Annotated in this window: 23 protein-coding genes; 15 read left to right on the plus strand and 8 right to left on the minus strand. The window is 67.9% G+C overall.

Annotated elements, in window-relative coordinates:
* Window positions 1-10: 10 nt before the first annotated feature.
* The 5 genes from MWN33_RS15515 (at window position 11) to MWN33_RS15535 (ending at window position 3513) form a co-directional block, all read left to right on the plus strand.
* The gene (locus MWN33_RS15515) at window positions 11-853 is read left to right on the plus strand and encodes a formyltransferase family protein (protein ID WP_247201951.1); all 843 of its coding nucleotides are present in this window, start codon (window positions 11-13) and stop codon (window positions 851-853) included.
* A gap of 57 nt (window positions 854-910) precedes the next feature.
* Window positions 911-2026 carry a tetratricopeptide repeat protein gene (locus MWN33_RS15520; RefSeq protein WP_247201952.1) on the plus strand — a complete coding sequence of 372 codons (1116 nt, stop codon included), beginning with the start codon at window positions 911-913 and terminating at the stop codon, window positions 2024-2026.
* A gap of 164 nt (window positions 2027-2190) precedes the next feature.
* Window positions 2191-2448 (plus strand): hypothetical protein, encoded by a 258-nt coding sequence (locus MWN33_RS15525; RefSeq protein ID WP_247201953.1) that lies wholly within the window; start codon window positions 2191-2193, stop codon window positions 2446-2448.
* Window positions 2449-2536: 88 nt separating this feature from the next.
* Window positions 2537-3148 carry a hypothetical protein gene (locus tag MWN33_RS15530; RefSeq protein ID WP_247201954.1) on the plus strand — a complete coding sequence of 204 codons (612 nt, stop codon included), beginning with the start codon at window positions 2537-2539 and terminating at the stop codon, window positions 3146-3148.
* A gap of 32 nt (window positions 3149-3180) precedes the next feature.
* The gene (locus tag MWN33_RS15535; RefSeq protein ID WP_247201955.1) at window positions 3181-3513 is read left to right on the plus strand and encodes a hypothetical protein; all 333 of its coding nucleotides are present in this window, start codon (window positions 3181-3183) and stop codon (window positions 3511-3513) included.
* 61 nt (window positions 3514-3574) lie between these two features.
* Here the strand turns inward: MWN33_RS15535 and MWN33_RS15540 are convergent, their stop codons facing one another.
* A complete protein-coding gene (locus MWN33_RS15540; protein WP_247202088.1) occupies window positions 3575-3952 on the minus strand; it encodes a RidA family protein in 378 nt (125 codons plus the stop codon).
* A 14-nt stretch (window positions 3953-3966) separates the two neighbouring features.
* A complete protein-coding gene (locus MWN33_RS15545; protein WP_281493802.1) occupies window positions 3967-4938 on the minus strand; it encodes a LysR family transcriptional regulator in 972 nt (323 codons plus the stop codon).
* A gap of 196 nt (window positions 4939-5134) precedes the next feature.
* On the opposite strand from MWN33_RS15545, the gene MWN33_RS15550 reads away from it, so the two are divergent.
* Window positions 5135-6199, plus strand: a complete 1065-nt coding sequence (locus tag MWN33_RS15550) for an NAD(P)-dependent alcohol dehydrogenase (RefSeq protein ID WP_247201956.1) — start codon at window positions 5135-5137, stop codon at window positions 6197-6199.
* Window positions 6200-6598: 399 nt separating this feature from the next.
* Complete coding sequence (gene irrA / locus MWN33_RS15555) at window positions 6599-7090, plus strand: iron response transcriptional regulator IrrA (protein WP_247201957.1); 492 nt, start codon at window positions 6599-6601, stop codon at window positions 7088-7090.
* Window positions 7091-7185: 95 nt separating this feature from the next.
* Here the strand turns inward: irrA and MWN33_RS15560 are convergent, their stop codons facing one another.
* A complete protein-coding gene (locus MWN33_RS15560) occupies window positions 7186-7884 on the minus strand; it encodes a substrate-binding domain-containing protein (protein WP_247201958.1) in 699 nt (232 codons plus the stop codon).
* 488 nt (window positions 7885-8372) lie between these two features.
* Between MWN33_RS15560 and MWN33_RS15565 the strand changes: the two genes are divergently transcribed.
* From MWN33_RS15565 to MWN33_RS15595, 7 genes are all read left to right on the plus strand, one after another.
* On the plus strand, window positions 8373-9086 hold the full coding sequence (locus MWN33_RS15565) for a VOC family protein (protein ID WP_247201959.1): 714 nt from the start codon (window positions 8373-8375) through the stop codon (window positions 9084-9086).
* A 97-nt stretch (window positions 9087-9183) separates the two neighbouring features.
* Complete coding sequence (locus MWN33_RS15570) at window positions 9184-10173, plus strand: Bug family tripartite tricarboxylate transporter substrate binding protein (protein WP_247201960.1); 990 nt, start codon at window positions 9184-9186, stop codon at window positions 10171-10173.
* Window positions 10174-10305: 132 nt separating this feature from the next.
* Window positions 10306-10905, plus strand: a complete 600-nt coding sequence (locus tag MWN33_RS15575) for a chromate transporter (RefSeq protein WP_247201961.1) — start codon at window positions 10306-10308, stop codon at window positions 10903-10905.
* Entirely contained in the window at window positions 10898-11440 is a 543-nt protein-coding gene (locus MWN33_RS15580) for a chromate transporter (RefSeq protein WP_247201962.1), read from the plus strand. The genes MWN33_RS15575 and MWN33_RS15580 overlap by 8 nt, the downstream gene beginning before the upstream one ends.
* A gap of 77 nt (window positions 11441-11517) precedes the next feature.
* Complete coding sequence (locus MWN33_RS15585; protein ID WP_247201963.1) at window positions 11518-11994, plus strand: tripartite tricarboxylate transporter TctB family protein; 477 nt, start codon at window positions 11518-11520, stop codon at window positions 11992-11994.
* 1 nt (window position 11995) lies between these two features.
* Window positions 11996-13498 carry a tripartite tricarboxylate transporter permease gene (locus MWN33_RS15590; protein WP_247201964.1) on the plus strand — a complete coding sequence of 501 codons (1503 nt, stop codon included), beginning with the start codon at window positions 11996-11998 and terminating at the stop codon, window positions 13496-13498.
* Window positions 13499-13584: 86 nt separating this feature from the next.
* Window positions 13585-14841: an Hsp70 family protein gene (locus MWN33_RS15595; protein ID WP_247201965.1), complete on the plus strand. Its 1257-nt coding sequence runs from the start codon at window positions 13585-13587 to the stop codon at window positions 14839-14841.
* 71 nt (window positions 14842-14912) lie between these two features.
* Here MWN33_RS15595 and MWN33_RS15600 read toward each other — a convergent pair whose 3' ends face one another.
* Window positions 14913-15566, minus strand: coding sequence for an autotransporter outer membrane beta-barrel domain-containing protein (locus MWN33_RS15600; RefSeq protein WP_247201966.1), 654 nt, complete (start codon window positions 15564-15566; stop codon window positions 14913-14915).
* Between the two features lie 314 nt (window positions 15567-15880).
* Between MWN33_RS15600 and MWN33_RS15605 the strand changes: the two genes are divergently transcribed.
* On the plus strand, window positions 15881-16087 hold the full coding sequence (locus tag MWN33_RS15605; RefSeq protein WP_247201967.1) for a hypothetical protein: 207 nt from the start codon (window positions 15881-15883) through the stop codon (window positions 16085-16087).
* A gap of 295 nt (window positions 16088-16382) precedes the next feature.
* On the opposite strand, the gene MWN33_RS19215 is transcribed toward MWN33_RS15605, so the two are convergent.
* From MWN33_RS19215 to MWN33_RS15620, 4 genes are all read right to left on the minus strand, one after another.
* Complete coding sequence (locus MWN33_RS19215) at window positions 16383-16541, minus strand: hypothetical protein (protein ID WP_425532014.1); 159 nt, start codon at window positions 16539-16541, stop codon at window positions 16383-16385.
* A complete protein-coding gene (locus MWN33_RS19160) occupies window positions 16535-17287 on the minus strand; it encodes an autotransporter-associated beta strand repeat-containing protein (protein ID WP_247201968.1) in 753 nt (250 codons plus the stop codon). Before MWN33_RS19160 ends, MWN33_RS19215 begins: the two co-directional genes overlap by 7 nt.
* Window positions 17284-18477, minus strand: a complete 1194-nt coding sequence (locus tag MWN33_RS15615) for a hypothetical protein (RefSeq protein WP_247201969.1) — start codon at window positions 18475-18477, stop codon at window positions 17284-17286. Before MWN33_RS15615 ends, MWN33_RS19160 begins: the two co-directional genes overlap by 4 nt.
* Before the next feature lie 342 nt (window positions 18478-18819).
* On the minus strand, window positions 18820-19803 hold the full coding sequence (locus tag MWN33_RS15620) for a hypothetical protein (RefSeq protein ID WP_247202100.1): 984 nt from the start codon (window positions 19801-19803) through the stop codon (window positions 18820-18822).
* Between the last annotated feature and the right edge of the window lie 208 nt (window positions 19804-20011).

Consider the following 20011-nt stretch of genomic DNA (forward strand, 5'->3'; position numbering starts at 1 on the left):
GGGACCTCCCATGAGGATCCTCATCCTCAGCAAGCGCGACCTGACCGCCACCGTGCTGCTGAACGACCTGCTGGCGCGGTTGGCCGCGCTGCCCGGCTGCCGGCTGCGCGTGGTGCTGGCCGAGCGCACGCGGCCGGTTGAGCTGGAGGTGCCGGAGCTGGCGCGCATGAAGCATCTGGAGCGCGACCTGCCGTTCGGCACGCTGTTTCCCAGGCTCGACGCGACGCCGGAACAGGCGGGCGAACTGATGACGCCGGCCCGGCTCGCCGCCCGTCACGGCATCGACATCGGCGTGGCGCGCGGGCTCGACGACCCCGCCTTCACGGCGGCGGTGGAGGAGTTCCTTCCCGACCTCATCGTCTCGGCGCGCTTCAGCTTCCTCATTCCGCGCCGGCTGTTCGACGTCGCCCGGCACGGGGTGGTGAACGTGCATCCCGGCCGGCTGCCGGGCTATGCCGGGCTCTACCCGCATTTCTTCTCGATGCTGGCGGGCGAGGACGCGCTGGGCTGCTCGCTGCACCACATCGACGCGGGCATCGACAGCGGCCCGCTGATCACCGAGGGCGCGGTGCCGATCCGTCCCGGCCGCTCGGCCTTCGCGCACAATCTCGACAGCCACCTTCTGGGCAACCGGCTGATTAACGAACTGGTTGAAAACCTGCTGGCCGGGCGGGCTGTTACGGCTGTTCCGCAGGGACAATCCAAGGTAAAGTCGAATACTTATCCGACGCCGGCAGAATTCGAGGCCTTTCGAGCCGCCGGCCTGTCGCTGATCGGGGTGCATGAATACCGGGAATTGCTGGGCCGCTTCGGAATTTCCGAAGATCTGCCGGAGATTTCCGGGACGGTGTGAGGCGGTGTTTTCAACCGCGCCGCATGCGGGCGGCGGGTTTTCGGGTCGGGGGCTTGGATGCTGGATTTCGGCGTATTCACTTTGCCGGCGGTCGCCGCCGCCATGGTGTTCGTGGCCGCGCTGTTTGTCGGCGAGGACATCGTCATCGAGAAGGTCTACGTGCCGGAGGTCCGCGAATGGAGCGGCTACACCTCCACCGTCGCGACCCGCATCCTGACCGACGAACTGCGCGAGCTGAGCGTCGCCGCCGCCTCCGAACTCCAGGCCATCAACATCGACGAGGGCGGCGTCGAGAAGGGCATCAGCGCCTTCGAGGACTATTTCGAGGTCGGCCTGCTGATCAACGGCACGCGCAACCTGCTCGGCCTGATCAAGTACTACATCAATGGCGAGATCACCGAGCAGGGCGCCGAGACCCAGCTTGTCGTGCGCGTCTACACCAAGAAGGAAGATGAGCCGGTCAAGCTCATCATGGTGCGCGGCAAGGCCGACGACCTCGACGGGCTGCTGCACGAGGGCGCCATCCAGGTCCTCGAATACATCAACCCCTATGTCATCGCGCTCTATCACCGCCGCAACGAGCTCGACGCCAAGCAGTACGACTTCCCCAAGACGCGAGCCACGATCGAGAAGTTCCTCGAGAAGCAGCCGGCCGAGCAGCATTTCCTCGCCTATGGCCTTCTGGGCCGCACCTACATGCTGCGCGCCGAGCGCGACACCACGCTGACGCCGGAGCAGCGCGAGGCCGCCTATGCCGAGGCCATCCGCAATCTCGACGCGGCGCTCTACCAGCAGCCGGACTTCCTCTATCCGCTGATCAATCTCGGCATCATCTATGCCGGCAAGAAGGACTATGCGCGCGCCGACGCGTATTTCGCCCGCGCGGTGGTGCAGCACCCGAACTATCTCGTCACCCGCACGGCGTGGGGCAAGATGCTCGAAGAGCAGGGCTTGATCGACGACGCCATCATCCAGTTCGAGGCGGCGGTGGAGATCAAGCCCGACGATGCGGAGCTGCATGCCCGGCTGGCCAGGCTCTACGAGCGCGCCGGCCGCAAGGAAGACGCGGCGGCGGAAGCGGAGAAGGCGCTGAAGCTCGATCCGGTGTCGCAGGCCTATTTCGACGCCTCCAGGGATTTCGGCGTGAAGGACCTGCCGGCCACCGTGCAGTGACGCGTCGGCGGGCCGAGGCCCGTCGGGCGCCACGACGCGCCGCGCCGGATGTGGCATGGCGGGTGGCGGCCGGTCTTCCTTTCGCGGCGCCCTCGTCCTAAGGAAAGAGGGTGGGTCGCGGCGGGGTCGTCTTAGGTATCGCCGCCGCATGAGGTCGCCTCGGCATGCTTGAGACGCTGTTCGTCATCGGTTTCGTGCTGATTCCGCTGGCGGTCGCCGTGGTGCTCATCCTCTACCGCGCCCGCTTCCTCGTCGTCGGCCTCGCCGGCATCGTGCTGGTGCTGGTGCTGATCTGGATGGTGCTGAAGGCGAGCGACATCGTCGAGCGCAGCTTCGAACCGCGCGAGCCGGCGCTCTCCATGCCGGGCAACTGCCCGGAGGCGGTGCAGGGACAGGGCGCCCCGCCGGATTGCCGGCTCTGAGGATAGCAACAGCGCGTCGCGGCTATGGCGCGCGGCGCGTGAATCCGGCATTCTGCCACCGGGTTTCGAAAGGGAAGCTTCGGGCACGATGGGTAGCGAACTGGCACTGGCGGCGGTCGCCACGGTCGTGCAGGCAGCGGCGCTCGGTCTGTTTCCCTTCGCGCTGCTCGCCGCCTGCTGCCGTGCCATCAATGCCGCGCAGGACTGCCAGCTTCCCGCCACCCCCTATATCGAGCTGATGGCGCTCGCCATCGGCATCTTCGCCGGCGGCATCGTCATCCATGCCAATGTCCACTGGGCGCTGCTGGACCCCGGCGAGATATTCCGCCGCGGCGGGCCGTGGGACATGAGCTTCGGCCAGTTCCTCGCCGGGCCGGCCAATCCGCTCGCCTACGACCTGTCGACGATCCTGGTCCGGCCGTTCTCCGGCCGGCTGCCGAGCCTCGCCGGCCTCGCCGTGCTGCTGCTGGGGGGGCTGGTGTTCTATGTGCCCGTGTTGAAGTACCGCACCCGCCGCGCCTTCGCCCATGGACTGCGCAACGTTCTCATCGTCATCTGGGGAACATGGGCGACGGTCTATCTGTTCTTTTATGCCGGCTGGCTCGCCAACCGGCTGAACTTCTGGATATTTCTGGTTCTGCTGGTGGTTGTGGGCTATCTGCGCCGCCGCACCGAGCGCGTGGTGCTCAAGATTACCTGACGGCGGGCCCACCGCCCATGAGGAGAATGGCCATGAACATCGCCCATCGCCTGAAGATCGCCTGCGTGGCCGGCACGATGCTCGCGGCGGCCGCGCCCGCTGCGCTCGCGCAGCCGTCCGGCCAGTCGACCGAGCCGCCCAGCGCCTTCGACCGCATCGAAAAGTCGCTGGCCGATGCCGCGTCGGAGGCGATCGACTATGTGAAGAGCTACATCCCCTACGCGATGCCCGAGGTGCAGGAGAACGGCGACATCGTGATCCGCAAGCAAAAGCCGGAGACCGGCGTCTCCACCGAGGCGCCGGCCACCACCGCGCCGGACGCGCCCTCGACCGGCACCGCCACCAGCCCGGACGTGAAGATCTGACGCTTTCGGCAGAGATCGGGGATTGCGGCGGGCGAGGCCTGCCCGGTCCCGCCGCGGTTCCTCAGCCGGCGCGGTGGGCGACGAAGTCGATCTCCACCAGAGCGTCGCGGGCGAGGCCGGTAACGCCGACGCAGGTGCGGGCCGGCCGCCTTATGGCGGAGAAATACGAGGCGTAGGCGGCGTTCATGGCGGCATAGTCGCGCTTGAATTCGGTGAGGTACACCCGCGCCTGCACCACATGCGACAGGTCGAGCCCGATCCCGGCGAGCACCAGCACGAGATTGTCCATCACGCGCCGCGTCTGCGCGTCGACGCCCTCGGGCAGCGGGCGGGAATCGTCGTCCGGCCAGGTCGGCATCTGGCCGGTGAGGTAGACCCAGCCGTCGGCCTCCACCGCATGGCTGAACGGGGCCACGGGCGTCGGCGCGCCGGGAATCATGTGAAACTGGGCCATCAGGGTCTCCTCGGTGTGGGGGCGGCGGAAATGTCCGGTGGCGGCGCGCCCGCGTCAACGGTGCCGGTTCGGCTCGCGCCTTCGCGGTAGCGCAGCGCATCGACCAGCAGCGAGAAGGCGGCGGAAGGCTGCCGGCGGCTGGGGTAATAGAGATGATAGCCGGGGAAGGGCGGGCACCAGTCCTCCAGCACCCGCACGAGCCGCCCCTCGGCGAGATAGTCTGCCACCGCGTCCTCCATGGCGAAGCCGAGGCCGAGCCCGGCGAGGGCGGCGTCGATCATCATGGGCATGCTGTTGAAGGTGAGCTGCCCCTCCACTCGCACGCGGACCTCGCGCCCATCCTTCGATAGCTCCCAGGCATAGAGCCCGCCGGAGGAGCGCATGCGCAGATTGATGCAGCGATGCTCGGCGAGGTCCTGCGGGGCGCAGGGCACCGGGCGGGTGGCGAAATAGGCCGGCGAACCCACGATGGCGAGGCGCATCTCGGGGCCGATGGGCACGGCGATCATGTCCTTGGCCAGCGCCTCCCCCAGCCGCACGCCGGCGTCGAAGCGCTCCGCCACAATGTCGGTCAGCCGCGAATCGACGCTCAGCTCGACATGGATATCGGGATAGTCGGGCAGGAGACGCCGCAGCGCCGGCCACAATATGGTGGAGGCCGCGTGCTCGGCGGCGGTGATGCGGATGGTGCCGGCCGGCTTCTCGCGCAGCTCGCTCAGCGATTCGAGCTGGGCGCCGATGTCGTCGAAGGCCGGGCGCAGCGTGCCGATGAGCCGCTCGCCGGCCTCGGTGGGGGCGACGCTCCGGGTGGTGCGCGTCAGCAGCCGGACGCCGAGTCGCGCCTCCAGCCTCCGCATGGTGTGGCTGAGCGCCGATTGCGAGGTGCCGAGCCGGGCGGCGGCGCGCGTGAAGCTGCGCTCTTCGGCGACGACGAGGAAGGCGTTGAGGTCGACGAGATCATCGCGCTGCATTCATGAATGCAAGGCATAACCTCATGCCGCCGACAACGGCTAATTCATCAAAGCATTGCTGATAAACAGGAAGTGACGGCGCCAGCCGGCGAACCGGGCTACTGGCCACGCCGGCGCGCTAGTTCCCTCCGGCCGGCGGCTCACCCCCGGCGGCGCGGGCCGGCATTCGGCCGGCCCCATTCAGGAAAGATCGACCATGAAGACGACCGGCTATGCGGCCCCGTCCCGGACCGCCCCGCTTGCCCCCTTCGATTTCGAGCGGCGCGAGCTGCGCCCAAACGACGTGGCGATGGAAGTGCTCTATTGCGGCGTCTGTCATTCCGACCTGCATCAGTCGCGCAACGACTGGGGCTGGAGTCGTTTCCCGGTCGTGCCGGGCCATGAGATCCTCGGCAAGGTCATTGCGGTCGGCGCCGAGGTGAGGCGCTACAAGGTCGGCGACCATGTGGCGGTCGGCTGCATCGTGGATTCGTGCCAGGACTGCGACCAGTGCCGCAAGGGCTTCGAGCAGCTCTGCCGCAAGATGCCGGTGCAGACCTATTCGGACACCGAGCGCTTCTCCTGCGAGCCGACCGCGCCGACCTATGGCGGCTATTCCAAGCACCTCGTGACGCGCGAGGAGTTCGTGCTGCGTGTGCCGGACGGGCTCGACCTGTCGCGGGCGGCGCCGCTGCTGTGCGCCGGCATCACCACCTATTCGCCGCTGCGCACCTGGAATGTCGGGCCCGGCAGCCGGGTCGGGGTGATCGGCCTCGGCGGCCTCGGCCACATGGCGGTGAAGCTCGCCAGCGCGATGGGCGCGGACGTGACCGTGCTCAGCCGCACCGGGGACAAGGAAGCCGATGCGCTGCGCCTCGGGGCCGACCGGCTGCTGGTCTCCAGCGACCCGGAGGCGATGGCCAAGGCGGCCTCGATGTTCGAGCTCATCATCGACACCGTGCCGGTGAAGCATGACATCAACCCCTATGTGCCGCTGCTCGACATTGACGGCACGCTGGTGGTGGTCGGCCAGATCGGCCCGCTCGACGAGCCGAACACCATGCCGCTGCTGCTGGGGCGCCGGCGCATTGCCGGCTCGCCCATCGGCGGCATCGCCGAAACGCAGGAACTGCTGGATTTCTGCGCCAAGGCCGGCGTGCTGCCGGATGTGGAGATGATCCGCATGGACCAGATCAACGACGCCTTCGCGCGGCTGGAAAAGGCCGATGTGCGCTACCGCTTCGTGATCGACATGGCCTCGCTGCCGGCCGTCGCCGCCTGAAACGGCGGGCCGGCGGCGTGACCCGCCGCCGGCCCCTTGCTACCTTCAGGGCGCGGCCTCCGAGGTCCTCCAGCCTTAGCTGAGCGGTCGCACGGTGCCACCCGGGGAATCGACCACGGAGAAGGCGACAGCCTCGCGCAGATGAGGCGTGCGGCAAGCCGGCTTGGATAGGGAGGACGGAGCTAGGCGGAGGGGCGGCTATGGCGCGCCGCGAGCGGACGATTTCCGCTCTGCCAAACGGCTCAGAATGTCAATAAAGCAATCGAGTAGGCAATATTACGAGATACCTCGTATTCTATCCATAAGAACAAGTCTTGTCAATCCCACGACTCTGCGCCAGCTTGCCGTTACGGCCGGCCGTTCTCGCCGGCTGTTCACGGCACATCGAAGGTTGGAATCATGGACAAGACAAGCGCCTGCAGCGGTCACGCCGCTGCACCGGTGAAGCTCGCCTGCGCGCTGCGCACCGGCGGCTGTGCGGGCTGCAACGTGGTCGGTCTTCTGCGCGAGGTGGGGCTGCGGCCTACGCGCCAGCGCATCGCGCTCGGCCGCATGCTGTTCGCCAAGGGCCACCGCCACATCACCGCCGAGATCCTGCACGAGGAGGCCATCGCCGCCCGCGTGCCGGTGTCGCTGGCCACCGTCTACAACGCGCTGCACCAGTTCACCGAGGCCGGGCTGCTGCGCGAGATCGCGGTGGAGGGAGGCCGGGCCTATTTCGACACCAACGTGTCGGACCACCACCATTTCCTGTTCGAGGACGAGAACCGTCTGGTCGACATAGGCGGCGAAAGTGTCAGCTTCGGCGGCCTGCCGACGCCGCCCGAGGGCACGGCCATCAGCCGCGTCGACGTGCTCATCCGCCTGCGCCGCCGCCCCGTCGCGCGCTGAGCCGGCCCAGCCGCTCGCCGCGCCGGCGGTGCCGAACCCCGACGGGGCTCGGCCGATATCCTTCAGAAAAATCCTCCGAGATCGCCAAGGCCGGCTTATGCCGCGGAAAATCCCATCCGCAGGCGCAGCGCCGCCGTGTCGTCATTGACCAGCAGGGCGATGAAGCGCCCGGCTGCGGCGGGGTCCGCCGTGCCCGGCGTCGTCGCGGCCGCATAAAGGGTGGTGAGCGCATAGGGCTCCGGCAGCGGGGCGACCAGGCGGACACCCTCGACGAGGGCGATCTCCGTCGCCTGCGTGCAGCCGATGGGCTGCGTTGCGCTCGATGTGCCCATCTCCGTCATGGCGACGATGCCGTTGCCGGCGATCCGCAGGCGCCCCGCGACCTCATCCGCCACCCCGAGCGCGCGCAGCATGCCCATGACATGGGCTCCCGACGTCGCGACCGCCGGATCAGGCAGATGGATGGCATCGGCCGCGAGGAAGGCGGCGCGCACCTCCTCGGCGGTAGAGAAGGGCGGGGGCGGATCGCCGGCGCGTACCGCGACGCAGGTGGCGGCGTGGCCGACCGGGGTCGCGCCGGGCGTCGTATGACTGGAGGCGGCCAGCGCTTCGAGCGCCTTGTCGCTCAGGATCACGATATCGGCATGTTCGCCTGCCCGCAGCCTTTCCGCGATGGCGCCGACCGGTCCGTAGAGCCGTACGGTGGTGTGGCCGGTCTCGGTCTCGAAGCGAGACGCCAGGATTTCGACGTATCCCTTCGCGGCGCCGGCAGAAAAAATTCGAATTTCCGTCACAGATGCGTTTCCCAAATAAGAAAATGTCGAACAATGGCGTGCATAAAACGCCTTGCCGAACTGTTATTATGAATTTCAGGAGGTTTCCGAAGCCAAGAATCAAGCGATCTATGCATGCCTGGCCGATGGAGCGCATGGCATAAGACGTTCATTTCGCTTGGTATACTTGCTTCGCGAGGCGGGCAGCTCGTTCATTTTCTTAGGTGTATTCAATATTACGAGCTACCTCGTATTTTATTTGTAAGAAATAGACTTGTCAACCCCATGGCGCACGCCTAGCTTCGATATATCGCACGGAACCGCTTCGACGAAGTGTAGCAAAAGAACTCCGAGGCGATATGGGGGAGAAACGAGGCGTCACCGTCTGTTGACGGTAGGACAATTGCGTGCGCTTGCCTGAATCTAGGTGCGTACGGTTTCAACTCTACATAATTGTGCTGACGAATGATTTGCGGACTACGGGGTCCGCGAAAAGGAGGAAGAGTGTCATGTCGAGAATTGTGCACATCGCCCTGAAGTGCGGAGATATGGAAAGCTTCGAGAGCGCGACGACGTTCTATGAAGATATCTTCGGCATCTACCAGACCAAGAACACCCACGCCCGTGGCCACCATTCGCGCCACATGACCGATGGCAATATCGACCTCGCGCTCATGCTCTACGACAGCGAGGACGAGAAGGAAGCCAAGCTCGCCGGCGCCGGTCCCCGTATCCATCACATCGGCATCGAGGTCGACGACCGGCCGAGCATGATCAAGAAGATCGAGGACAATGGCGGTTCGATCTACTCGGATCGCGCCGAAGGGGCGCTGAAGTACCGCTCCGCCGACGGCACGCTCGGCGAGATCGTCGGTATTGGCCGCTATCTCAAGAAGGACAAGAGCAAGCTGTCGCGCATCTCGCAGGTGACGCTGCACGTCAACGACCTGGAGAAGGCCGCGAACTTCTACCGCAACGTCTTCGATTTCGAGCCGGCGCCCGGCTCGAACGGTGTCGTTCACAACCTGACCGATGGCGAGACGGTGCTTTCGCTGGTCAAGGCGGAACAGCCGGCCATCGAATACTGGACGCTGGAAGTGGCCGATCCCAAGGCGGTGGCCGAACAGGTCACGCAGCGCGGCGGCAAGATCGTCAAGGACGACGAGGCCGCCGTGAAGTTCGTCGGCCCGGACGGGAATCTGGCCGAACTCACCGGCGCCTGAGAACGCCGCAGCACCTCTCGCAGACGCCGTGCCCGCCCTTCGGGACGGCCCGCGCCAACGGGCCGTCCCGGGGAAAACAACGAGGGAGGAATTCACAATGAAACGCCAATTGAACAGACGTCATCTTCTCGGCGCCGCCGCCGCGCTCGCCATCGCCGGCGTCAGCCCGGCGTTCGCGGCCGACTTCGTGCCCACACGGCCGCTGGAACTGGTGGTGCACGGCGGGCCGGGCTCGGGCAACGATCTTCTCGCCCGCGCCGTGGTCGCCATGATCGACCAGGCCAAGCTCTCGCCGGTGCGCATACAGGTGGTCAACAAGCCGGGCGGCGGCAGCACCAACGCCTCGTCCTATCTTCTGAGCAAGAAGGGCGATCCCAACACGCTCGGCATCTTCACCAGCGTCTGGATCATCGATCCGCTCCTGCAGGAGGCCGCCACCACCCGGCTGAACGACCTCACGCCCGTCGCCCGGCTGATCTTCGAGCCGGCGCTGGTGACGGTGCGGGCCGACTCGCCCTTCCAGTCGCTGGGCGATTTCATCGCCGCCGCGAAGGCCAAGCCGGACCAGCTCAAGCAGTCCGGCGGCAACGCGTCCTCGCGCGAGAACATCCTGCGCCAGCAGCTTATGGGCGCCACCGGGACGAGTTGGGCCTTCGTGTCCTTCCCGTCCGGCGGCGAGCGGCTGTCCGCCCTGCTCGGCGGGCATGTCGACATCATGATCCTCGACCCGAGCGAGGCGACCGAGCTGATCCGCGGCGGCAAGATCCGCGTCCTCGCGCAGATCGGCGAGAAGCGGCTGCCGGCGTTCAAGGATGTTCCCACGCTGGCCGAGGCCGGGTTTAACGTCGAAACTTTCGCCCAGACCCGCGGCATTCTCGGCCCGCCCGACATGGCCCCCGAGGTGGTCGCCTACTACGACAAGCTGGTGGCGAAGCTCGTCGCGCTGCCGGCCTGGCAGAAATACGTCGAGGAGAACCACTTCATCAGCGCTCCGCTCAGCTCGGCGGAGACGCGCAAATTCGTGGTCGATTACGAGGACCAGATCCGCGACCTGCTCAAGCAGGCCGGCATGAAGGTGGTGCGCTAGCGCGCCGGGAGCGCCCGCGGCCGGGACGGCGCGCTGGGAGCGCCGCCCCTCCGCCCCGCAGGCGCGAACGCAAGAATTGGGATCGAGCCGTACCCGGCCCGATCCGCCGCTACCCGCCTCGCGGAGACCATGATGCAGTCCCTCGAAGAACATCCGCCGCGTACCGACGTGCCGCGTGCCGAGGTGCCGCATCCCGAGGTGTCACTTGCCGCCATCGCCGCGCTTCATCTGCGGATCGGCTGCCTCAGCTTCGGCGGCGGCATGACCGGCCTGATCTACCACGAGGTGGTGACGAAGCGCGGCTGGCTGCGGGAGGCCGAGTTCCTTAGCGGGCTCACCATTTGCCAGATCCTGCCGGGCGGCAATGTGGTGAACCTCGCCATCTATGTCGGGCAGCGCCTGCGCGGCCTGCCGGGCGCCGCCGTGGCCTTTGCCGCCCTGCTGGGCGGACCGTTCTTCATCATCATCGGCTTCATGCTCGTCTATGAGCGCCTCGCCGGGCTTCCCTTCGTCGCGGCCGGGCTCAACGGCGTGACCGCCGCGGCCATGGGGCTGATGCTGATGATGACGGTGCGCGGGGCGCAGCTGTCGCGGCACGCCTCCTCGCTCGCCGTCATCGCGGCGACGATGATCGCGGTTGGCGTGCTGCATTTCCCGCTCATCGCCGTGGTGTGCGTTGCCGTCCCGGTCAGCATCGCGCTGGCCGCCCGCCGGAGGGCGCGCCATGGCTGACAATCCCTATGTCGCGCTCGCCCTGGCCTTTGCGCCGCTGTCGCTGGTGGCCTTCGGCGGCGGCGTCAGCGTCCTGCCGGCGGTGCAGCACCAGGCGGTCGATCTGCACGGATGGGTCGACGCGCCGCAATTCGTCGAATTCTTCGCCATCTCCCGCACCGCGCCGGGGCCGGGCCTGATGCTCACCACGCTGATCGGCTGGCAGGTGGCGGGCTGGGCCGGCGCGCTGGTCGCGATGCTGGCGATCTTCGTGCCGTCCTCGCTGGTGTGCCTCGTCGTGATGCGCACGCTGTCGCGGCACGAGGGCAAGGCCTGGCACGCGGTGGTGCAGGAGGGGCTGGCCCCGGTCGGCACCGGCCTCGTCGGCGCCGGCGTGCTGTCGCTCTTTCGCATCGCCGATGCCGGGCCGGCCTCCTGGCTCGTCGCGGCCGCCACCGGCTCGCTCATGCTGGCGCGGCCGCGCATCCCGCCCATGCTGCTTCTGCTGGCGGCCGGCGCCCTTTTCGCCGGGTGGAGCCTCGCAAGCCCCACCTGAAATCCAGACAACCGTCGCTCCGCCGGGAAGCGGGTCGGCATCGACCACACAACAAGAAGAAATACAGGGAGGTACCAATGCTGAGATACTTAAGGGATCCGAACATCCTGTTCGGATCCGGCCTGTCCGTGCTCGGGCTGTACATCGTGCAGCAATCGCTCGGATGGGTCGTCTATGAACGCGACGGCCCCGGGCCGGGTTTCTTCCCGCTCATCTATGGCGGGGCGATGCTGTTCTTCGCGCTGTGGCTGACGCTCAAGGCGCTGCGGGCAGGGGGCGTCGCGGCGCCGCGCCCCGAGGACGAGCTGAACGCCAGCGGGCGCTGGGAGGCCATCGCGACGCTGGTGGCGCTCGCCGCGAGCGTGCCGCTGATGTGGGCCTTCGGCTTCATCCCCGGCTTCGGCCTCGTCCTGTTCTTCATCATCCGCGTCGTCTTCGCACGACCGACCCTCAACGCGGCGATCGTGGCGACCTGCATCGCGGGAGCGCTCTATCTCGGCTTCGCCGAGCTGCTGCAGTCGCCGCTCCCCGCCAGCGCCATCTGGGGGTTCTGACATGGAAGCACTCAACGGACTGCTGCACGGCTTCGGCATCGCCATGCTGCCGACGAACATCTTCTGGTGTTTTGTCGGCTGCTTTCTCGGCACGGTGATCGGCATCCTGCCCGGCCTCGGCCCGGCGGCGACCATCTCGCTGCTGCTGCCGCTCACCTACACCATGGACCCTACCGGCGGCATCATCATGCTCGCGGGTATCTATTACGGGGCGAAGTACGGCGGCTCGACGACCTCGATCCTGCTCAACATGCCGGGCGAGGCCTCCTCGGTGGTGAGCTGCATCGACGGCTACCAGATGGCCCGTAACGGCCGCGCCGGTGCCGCGCTCGGCATCGCCGCCATCGCCTCCTTCGTCGCCGGCACGGTCGGCCTGCTGCTGATGACCTTCGTGGCGCCGCCCATCGCCAACTTCGCGCTCAGCTTCTCATCGCCGGAATATTTCGCGCTGATGGTGATGGGCCTGTCGCTGGTGGTGCTGCTGTCGGGCAAGTCGATGATCAAGTCGGTGCTCTCGCTGGTGTTCGGCCTGTGGCTCGCCACCATCGGCACCGACCTGTTCACCGCGCAGGCGCGCTTCGTCTTCGGGCATAGCGAGCTGCTCGGCGGCATCGAGTTCATGACGGTCGCCATCGGCATCTTCGCCATTGCCGAAATCCTGCTGAACATCGAGGCGAAGGAGAAGAGCGAACTGCTCACCGTGCCCAAGGGGCTGCGCAACCTGCTGCCTTCCTGGGCCGAACTGAAAGCCTGCCGCTTCGCCTTCCTCAACGGGTCGGTCACGGGCTTCATCATCGGCCTGCTGCCGGGCGCGGGCGCGACGGTCGCCTCCTTCGTGTCCTACGGCATCGAGAAGGCGGTCTCCAAGCATCCCGAGCGGTTCGGCCAGGGCGCGCCGGAAGGGCTCGCCGCGCCGGAGGGGGCGAACAATGCCGATACGGGCGGAGCGCTGCTGCCGCTGCTCACCTTCGGCATCCCCAGCGGCTCGTCCACGGCGGTGCTGCTCTCCGCGCTGATCCTGTGGGGGGTGAAGCCGGGGCCGTTGATGATGACGGAGTCCCCGGACGTGTTCTGGGGCCTGGTGGCCAGCCTCTATATCGGCAATGTCGTGCTGCTGGTCATGAACCTGCCGCTCGTCGGCGTGTTCGCGCAGATTCTGCGGGTACCGCTCTACATCCTGCACCCGGCCATTCTCGGCGTCGCCGTGGCCGGTGCCTATGGAGCGGCCGGCAACCTGTTCGACATCTCGCTGCTGCTCATCTTCGGGTTCATCGGCTTCCTTCTGCCGAAGGGGGGCTTCCCCTCGGCACCGCTGATCCTCGGCTTTGTGCTCGGCCAGCCGATGGAGCGGGCCATCCGCCAGTCACTGGCCATGTCGGTGGGCGACCCGATCATCCTGGTCGACCGGCCGATCTCCGCCGTGCTGCTGGTGATCGCCCTGCTGATCCTGGTCTCGCCGCTGTGGCGGCGCTTCCGGCACATGCGGGCGGCGGCCACGGCCTGAACGTCACTCCTCGTGGAGCAAACTGCGGAACGGCGCCCTGGCGCGCCGTTCCGCTTCTTCTTTTTCTGGCGTGCAGAGATAGCGACATGACGGCCTGCGGACTGGATTTCGGAACGTCGAACACGACGCTTGGTGTGGCACGGCCGGACGGCCCGGCGCTGTGCGCGCTGGAGGGGGAGGAGACGACGCTTCCGAGCGCCATCTTCTTCGATCGCAAGGGCGAGCGTCGGCTCGGCCGCGCCGCCGTCGACGCCTATGTCGAAGGGGTCGAGGGGCGGCTGATGAGCGGGCTCAAATCCGTGCTCGGTAGCTCACTGATCGACGAGAAGACGCAGATCGGCTCCCGGCGCGTCGCCTTCCGCCATGTGATCGGCGCTTATATGCAGGGCGTGAAGCAACGGGCCGAGGAGCGGCTCGGCCATGAGCTCGGCGCCGTGGTGCATGGCCGGCCGGTGCATTTCGTCGACGGCGATGCCGCCGCCGACCGGCGCGCGGAGGACGCGCTGCGCGTCATCGCCCACGAGATCGGCTTTCGCGAGGTGTGCTTCCAGTTCGAGCCGATCGCCGCCGCGCTTGACTACGAGCAGCACATCGACACCGAGCAGGTGGCGTTGATCGCCGACATCGGCGGCGGCACGTCGGATTTCTCGATCGTGCGCCTCAGCCCCGAGCGCCGGCGCCTGATCGAGCGCGGCAAGGACATCCTCGCCAATGACGGCGTGCACATCGGGGGCACGGATTTCGACCGCGTGCTGGCGCTGCGCTCGGTGACGCCGCTGCTCGGCCACAACAGCCCGATGAAGCGGGCCGGCCTCTACGTGCCGTCCAGCTATTTCCACGACATCGCCACCTGGCACCGGATCAACCGGCTCTACGATCCCAAGGTGCTGACCGAGGTGCGGCAGGTGCGCCGTGACGCCGCCCAGCCCGAGTTGATCGACCGCCTGATCCGCGCCATTGAGGAGCGTCGCGGCCATGCGTTGGTCGGCGCGGTAGAGAAGGCGAAGATCCGGCTGGCCTCGGAGCCGCACACCCGCCTCGCGCTCGACTGGATGGGGGAGGGCGTCGCCGTCGAACTGAGCGACGAGGATCTCGCCGAGCGCACCGGAGCGCTGGCGAGCCGTATCAGCGGCCGGATCGCCGCCTGCCTCGCCCTTGCGGGGCTAAAGGCCGGCGACATCGACGCTCTCTTCCTGACCGGCGGCTCCACGCGCCTCGCCCATGTGCGCCGCGCCATCATCGGCGAACTGCCCGATGCCCGCGTGATCGAGGGCGACACCTTCGGCTCCGTCGGCATCGGCCTCTCGATCGAGGCCGGCCGCCGCTTCGGCCCCGCCGCCTAGAAGATTTCGCCCTTGGGTAGGGGGAGGAGCGGCAAGCGTTACCGGGAGGCGTGCCGAGCGAAAGTCACCTTTCAGAAGCTGACTTTGAGCGTTGCGTTGATGGCGTTCTGGGTGGTTCCGTCGCCGAACTGTCCGGTATAGGCGAGGCCCAGCGTGGTGGCGCTGGTGAGCGAGAGGTCGAGCCCGGCCTCGACAAGTGCCGCATCCTCGGCCAGCGGCACGCCGCTCACCGTGAACGGCGCCGAGCCGCGGAAGACCTGCGTCGCCTCGGGCGTGATGTCGCCGAAGGCGTGCTGCCAGCCCAGCGCCCCGCGCAGCCGTGCCGCTACCGTTCCCAGCGTCACCTCCCTCTCCAGCCGGATGCCCAGCGTCGAGAAGGCGGTGTCCATGCTGGTGCCGGCGGTGGTCAGCGTCGCCGCCCCGCCGGTCTCGGTGAAGCCGTCCGTGTCGAGCGACACATAGGCGAGGCCGGCGAAGGGCTCGAAGCTGGCGAAGGCGGTCTCGACCCGGTAACCGAGCTCTCCGAAGGCCTGGAAGGTGCCGGCGCCGTAATCGGCGCCCAGCCGGTCGGCGTAGCCGTCGAAGGCGACGGAGCGCGTGCTCTCCACGTCGCGCCAGGTATAGGCGAGGCCGGTGCGCAGGCCGAGCGCGCCCCACCGGTTGCCGGCATAGGCGCCGAGCGTCCAGTCGTCGGAGGAGCCCGAGGCGCTGCGTCGCCGTCGCATACTGGTTCGGCGTCGACGCCACAGTGATGAAGTCATCACTGACCGACACGACGACATCTATACTGTCGTCGCCCTCATCCAGCCTGACCGAAAGGAAGGGGCTGCGCGAGTTCGCCCCGTCGAAGGCACCCTCTATGCCGCCCTGCGCCGTCAGAATGCTGTAGCTCTGCCCGCTGCGGTAGCTGGTCTTCGGGTCGAGCGCGGCGACGTTTACCGTGCCGCCTTCCAGGATGGCACGCCCGTTCGCGGCGATCAGGTCGCCTCCGCCGTCGCCGGCGATCTCCACCTCATAGATCGAGCCGGCGGCGAAGGTGATGTCGCCGGTCACGGTAAGCGTGCCGATGGAGTTGCCTGGCGCCACCGTGGAGTTGTACCCGACCATCACGGTTCCGACGGTGCCCGAACCGCCCAGCGAGGCGCTGGGGAGCAGCTCGATGGTGCCGCCGAGCGCATCGTTCACCGACAGCAGGCCCTGTGTCACGGTGGTCGTGCCGGTGAAGCCCGAACCGTCGCCGGTGTAGTTGACCGCAGCCGCCGTATTCTTGACGAACATGCCGGCGCCGGAGAGCGCGCCGTCATAGGTCATCGCCTCCTGCTGGTTCAGGACGAGGTTGCCAGTGAGCTTGACGTCACCGGAGAAGTCGGAGGTCTCCACGCTCACCGTGCCCTGCGAGAGGGTCCAGTCGATCGCGGAACTGCCCGAGAGCACCAGCGTGCCGTTGCCGCTCTTGGTCAGGATGGAGGTGCCCGAGACGGCGCCGGAGAGTTCCAGCGCGGTTTCGGTTGCAATGTCCAGGGCGCCGCTTGCCGATACGGTCACGTCGCGCGCCCTCGTGAAACCGACTGTCGTCGCCAGCGTGCCGCCGGCGATCTCGAACCCGCCCGAAGCGGCGCCGAGATTGGCGTCGGACGAGACCTGCAGCGTGCCGGCCTCCACCTTGTGCCGCCCTCATAGGAGTTGGTTCCGCTCAACACCAGCCGGCCGTCGCCGAGCTTGACCAGCCCGCCTTCGCCCGAGTCTCCGCGGCTGCGGTGAAACTGTGCAGCGGGTCCTTGACCTCGATGCCGCCATTGTTCCCGCCCAGCGAGATGGTCCGCCCGGTCGAGGTGTAGCTCGTGCCCTGCACGGCGAGCACGCCGCCGTCCAGGCTCACGCCGGTTCCGGCCGCGCCGAGATTGGCGTCGGCCTCGACCCACAGCTTCCCGCCCTTGATCTCGGTTCCGCCGCCATAGGTGTTGGTGCCGGTGAGGTACAGATCGCCATTGCCGAGCTTGACCAGCCCGGCCACGCCGCTGCCATCGACGATCGCCGAATCGATGGAGGCCGTGACGCCGCCATAGGTGTTGGTGCCGGAACTGCCCGAGGCCGGGTCCATCGCCAGCGAGCCGCCACTCAGCTGATAGAAGGAGGTCTTGAACTGCAGCGTGTCGAAGGACTGTTTGCCCGACACCGTCACGGTGCCGCTCGTGGTGCCGCCGAAGACGCCGACCGAGCCGAGCCAGGGGCTGTAGGACGGATCGGGATCGTCCGGGCCGCCATCGGCCCAGTTGGGGTTGCCGGCGTTCCAGGTGCCCGGGCCGCCGCCATCGCCCTCGACCGCGCCGTCCCAGTACTGGATGACCTGACCCTCGCCCAGCGCGACAAGGGTGATCACCCCGTTGGTGCCGGTGCCGTAGTTGAGAGAGCTGCGGTCGACGGTGAACCCGCCGCTCCCGGTCACCGTCGCGTCGAACGAATCGCCGCCGGCGGAGCCATAGGTGAACAGCGTGTGAAGTCGGCCGCCCCGACCGTGATGTCGAGCGCGCTGCCCGCCTCGATGCTCAGCGCGCCCTCGACCTCGATGAGGTCGTTGTCGGCGCCGCCGACCACGCGCGGCGTAGCCAGCTCGAACGTCGTCGTCGAGCCGGTCTCCAGCGTCAGATCATCGGTGAAGGTCAGCGTGCCCGGGCTGCTGCCCGGCGACAGCGTACCCCGTCCTCGACCGTCACCGTTCCCGAAAGCTGGCGGCTTCCCCCCGAGCGTGCCGCCATCCGCGACCGTCACCGTGCCGCCGAGCTTGCCCTCGGCGAGAAGCGGCGTCCCGCCCGAGATCGACGTCTCGCCCTCGAAGAGCGAGCTGTCGCCCGACAGCGTCAGCTTGCCGATGCCGCTCTTGGTCAGCGCGCTCTGGTCGTCGCCGGTGAACGAGCCGGCGAAGCTGCTGTCCAGGACCTGCTCGATGGTCAGGTCCTTCGAACCGAGCGCGACCGTGGCTAGGGCCCCGGTGCCGGACAGGTTCTTGATGGTGGTCCCGTCGCCGGCGATGGCGGAAACGTTCAATTCGCTATTGGCGCTGCCGGCGATGTCGACGCTGGCGGCATTCGCCAGTGAGGCGTTGCCGGAAAGGGCGAGAATGCCCTTCTGAACGCTCACATCGCCGGTGAGCCCGGAAAGGTCGCCGGTCAGAGTGACGATGCCGCCCCCGTTCACCACGAACAGGCCCTCGCCGCCGATGTCGCCGCCAAGGGCCAGCGTGCCGGTGGCATGGCCGATCGCGAAGGTGGCCCCGTCGTCGATCGCCACGTCGCCGCCGAAGCCGACGGGAGCCCCGCCATCGCCGAGATTTACCTGGCCCGCCGCCACCGTCAGCGTCTGGGCGAAGGACGACACACCATCGACGAAGGTGAGTTCGCCGGTGCCCGATTTGGTGAAGTTGCCGGTGCCGTCGACGAGACCGCTCATTTCGACGGACGCCCCGGCGGCGACATTCACGGTTCCGCCATTGGCGCCGAACGTCACGCCGCGCGACATCGAGATGTCGTCCGTAATGGCGAGCGCGCCCCCGTTTAAGGTGAGCCCGCCAAGGTTGCTTCCCAGCGCTGCGTCCGCGCCGATCGACAGTGTCCCGGCCAGAATTGTCCACGGCGTCACCGGGGCCGGGGTCCCGCTCGGTGTCCCGGTGAGCGTCCAGGTGCTCGTGCCCGTCTTCTCGAACGCCTCGAAGCCCTGGAACTGATTGGTCCCGCCGATCTTCGAAACGTCGAAGGAGAGATCGCTGGCGCCGCCGAGGATGAGTGTGTCCGCCGTGCCGTTCGCGAGGACGGCGCCCGAGATGCCGGCCGTCGTCCGCAGCTCAAGGCTGTTGGTGTCCGCAGTGAATCGGATGGCCGATCCCTGCGTCGTGCCGTCCCCGGAGACGCCGCCTGAGATCGAGCCGCCGGAATTGAGGACGACGGCGAGGCCCGAGCCCGAGATGCCGCTGCCCCTGGCGCCCTAGGCGCCGTCTCGATCCTCCCCCAGACCCCGCGCTCCGCCGTTGCCGCCGACGATCGCCGCATTGACGTTGACGACGGTCCTGGCGCCGCCGGTAGTCTGCACCGTCAGGCCGGCGCCGCCATCGCCGCCGCGCGGGCCATTCTGAAATTCGCCGCTGCCGGCATCCCCGCCATCGCCGCCCGTCAGGCGCGCATTGACGCTGATGATGGTCTCCTTGCTGCCGTCGCTCTGCACCGACAAACCGGCGCCGCCATCGCCGCCATCGCCGCCATCGAGGCCGCCGCCGCCGGAGGAAGCGGAACCCTCGCCCAGTATGAGATTGCCGCCGCCGCCGCCCGCGCCCCCGTCCCCGCCATCGCTGCCGGCGATCGGCAGTTCCGTTCCGGTAAATCCATGCGCGCCGCCGTCGCCACCGCCGCCGCTGACGGACAGCAGGTCGATCGACCCGTCGCCGCCATCCTCACCCGAGCCCCCTGGAGCACTGCCGCCGGCTCCGCCGGTCCCGCCCGTCGCGACGCCGCTGGCGCCGCCATCGCCGCCGGCCCCGCCTGTAGAGCCGGCGCCGCCGCCGCCACCGCCCGAGCCGCCTCTGAAACTGCCGCTGCCATTTTCGCCCGCTGCGCCCGGCTCGCCGGCGTCATCCAGGCTATCGGCTCCGCCGTCGGCATATCCGCCGCCGCCATAGCCGCCGTCACCGCCACCGGCGAACGCGGAGGTGGTGAAGGAAACGGGGCCGCCGGCAGTGATCAGGAGCGCGGCCGAAAGCACCAGTCCCGCCGAGGCGAGCACGCGCGCGCCAGACAATGCGCTGGTGGACAGCAACCGCTGGCGCCGCGGGCCGAAGGCGCCTTTTGCCGAAGCGGGACCGGCAACCCGGTGGGCGCTCGTGTCGCCGGGCGCCGCTTTATCCTTCCACCGAGCAAAGACGCCGCCCGCAGCCGCTTCGGTCCCCGCCCGCACCTTCGCCCGCCCGTCCTGCAACTGCTTCGCTTATGTTGCCCTTTGCCCGCTGCCGGTCCTGCGCAGCGGTATTGCCCGCCCAGCCGTCTCCACGGGTACGGCGTTGGGATATGTCTACTTTCGAAACGTCGGCGGAGCTTCATCGGGACGCGCAGCATCGCAGCGTGCATAATTCAATCGGCCAGCATCCGGTTGTTATGGCGCGCTATGATTCGTTACGTTCTGTAAC

The sequence above is a fragment of the Ancylobacter koreensis genome (assembly GCF_023016525.1).
GTDB lineage: Bacteria > Pseudomonadota > Alphaproteobacteria > Rhizobiales > Xanthobacteraceae > Ancylobacter > Ancylobacter koreensis.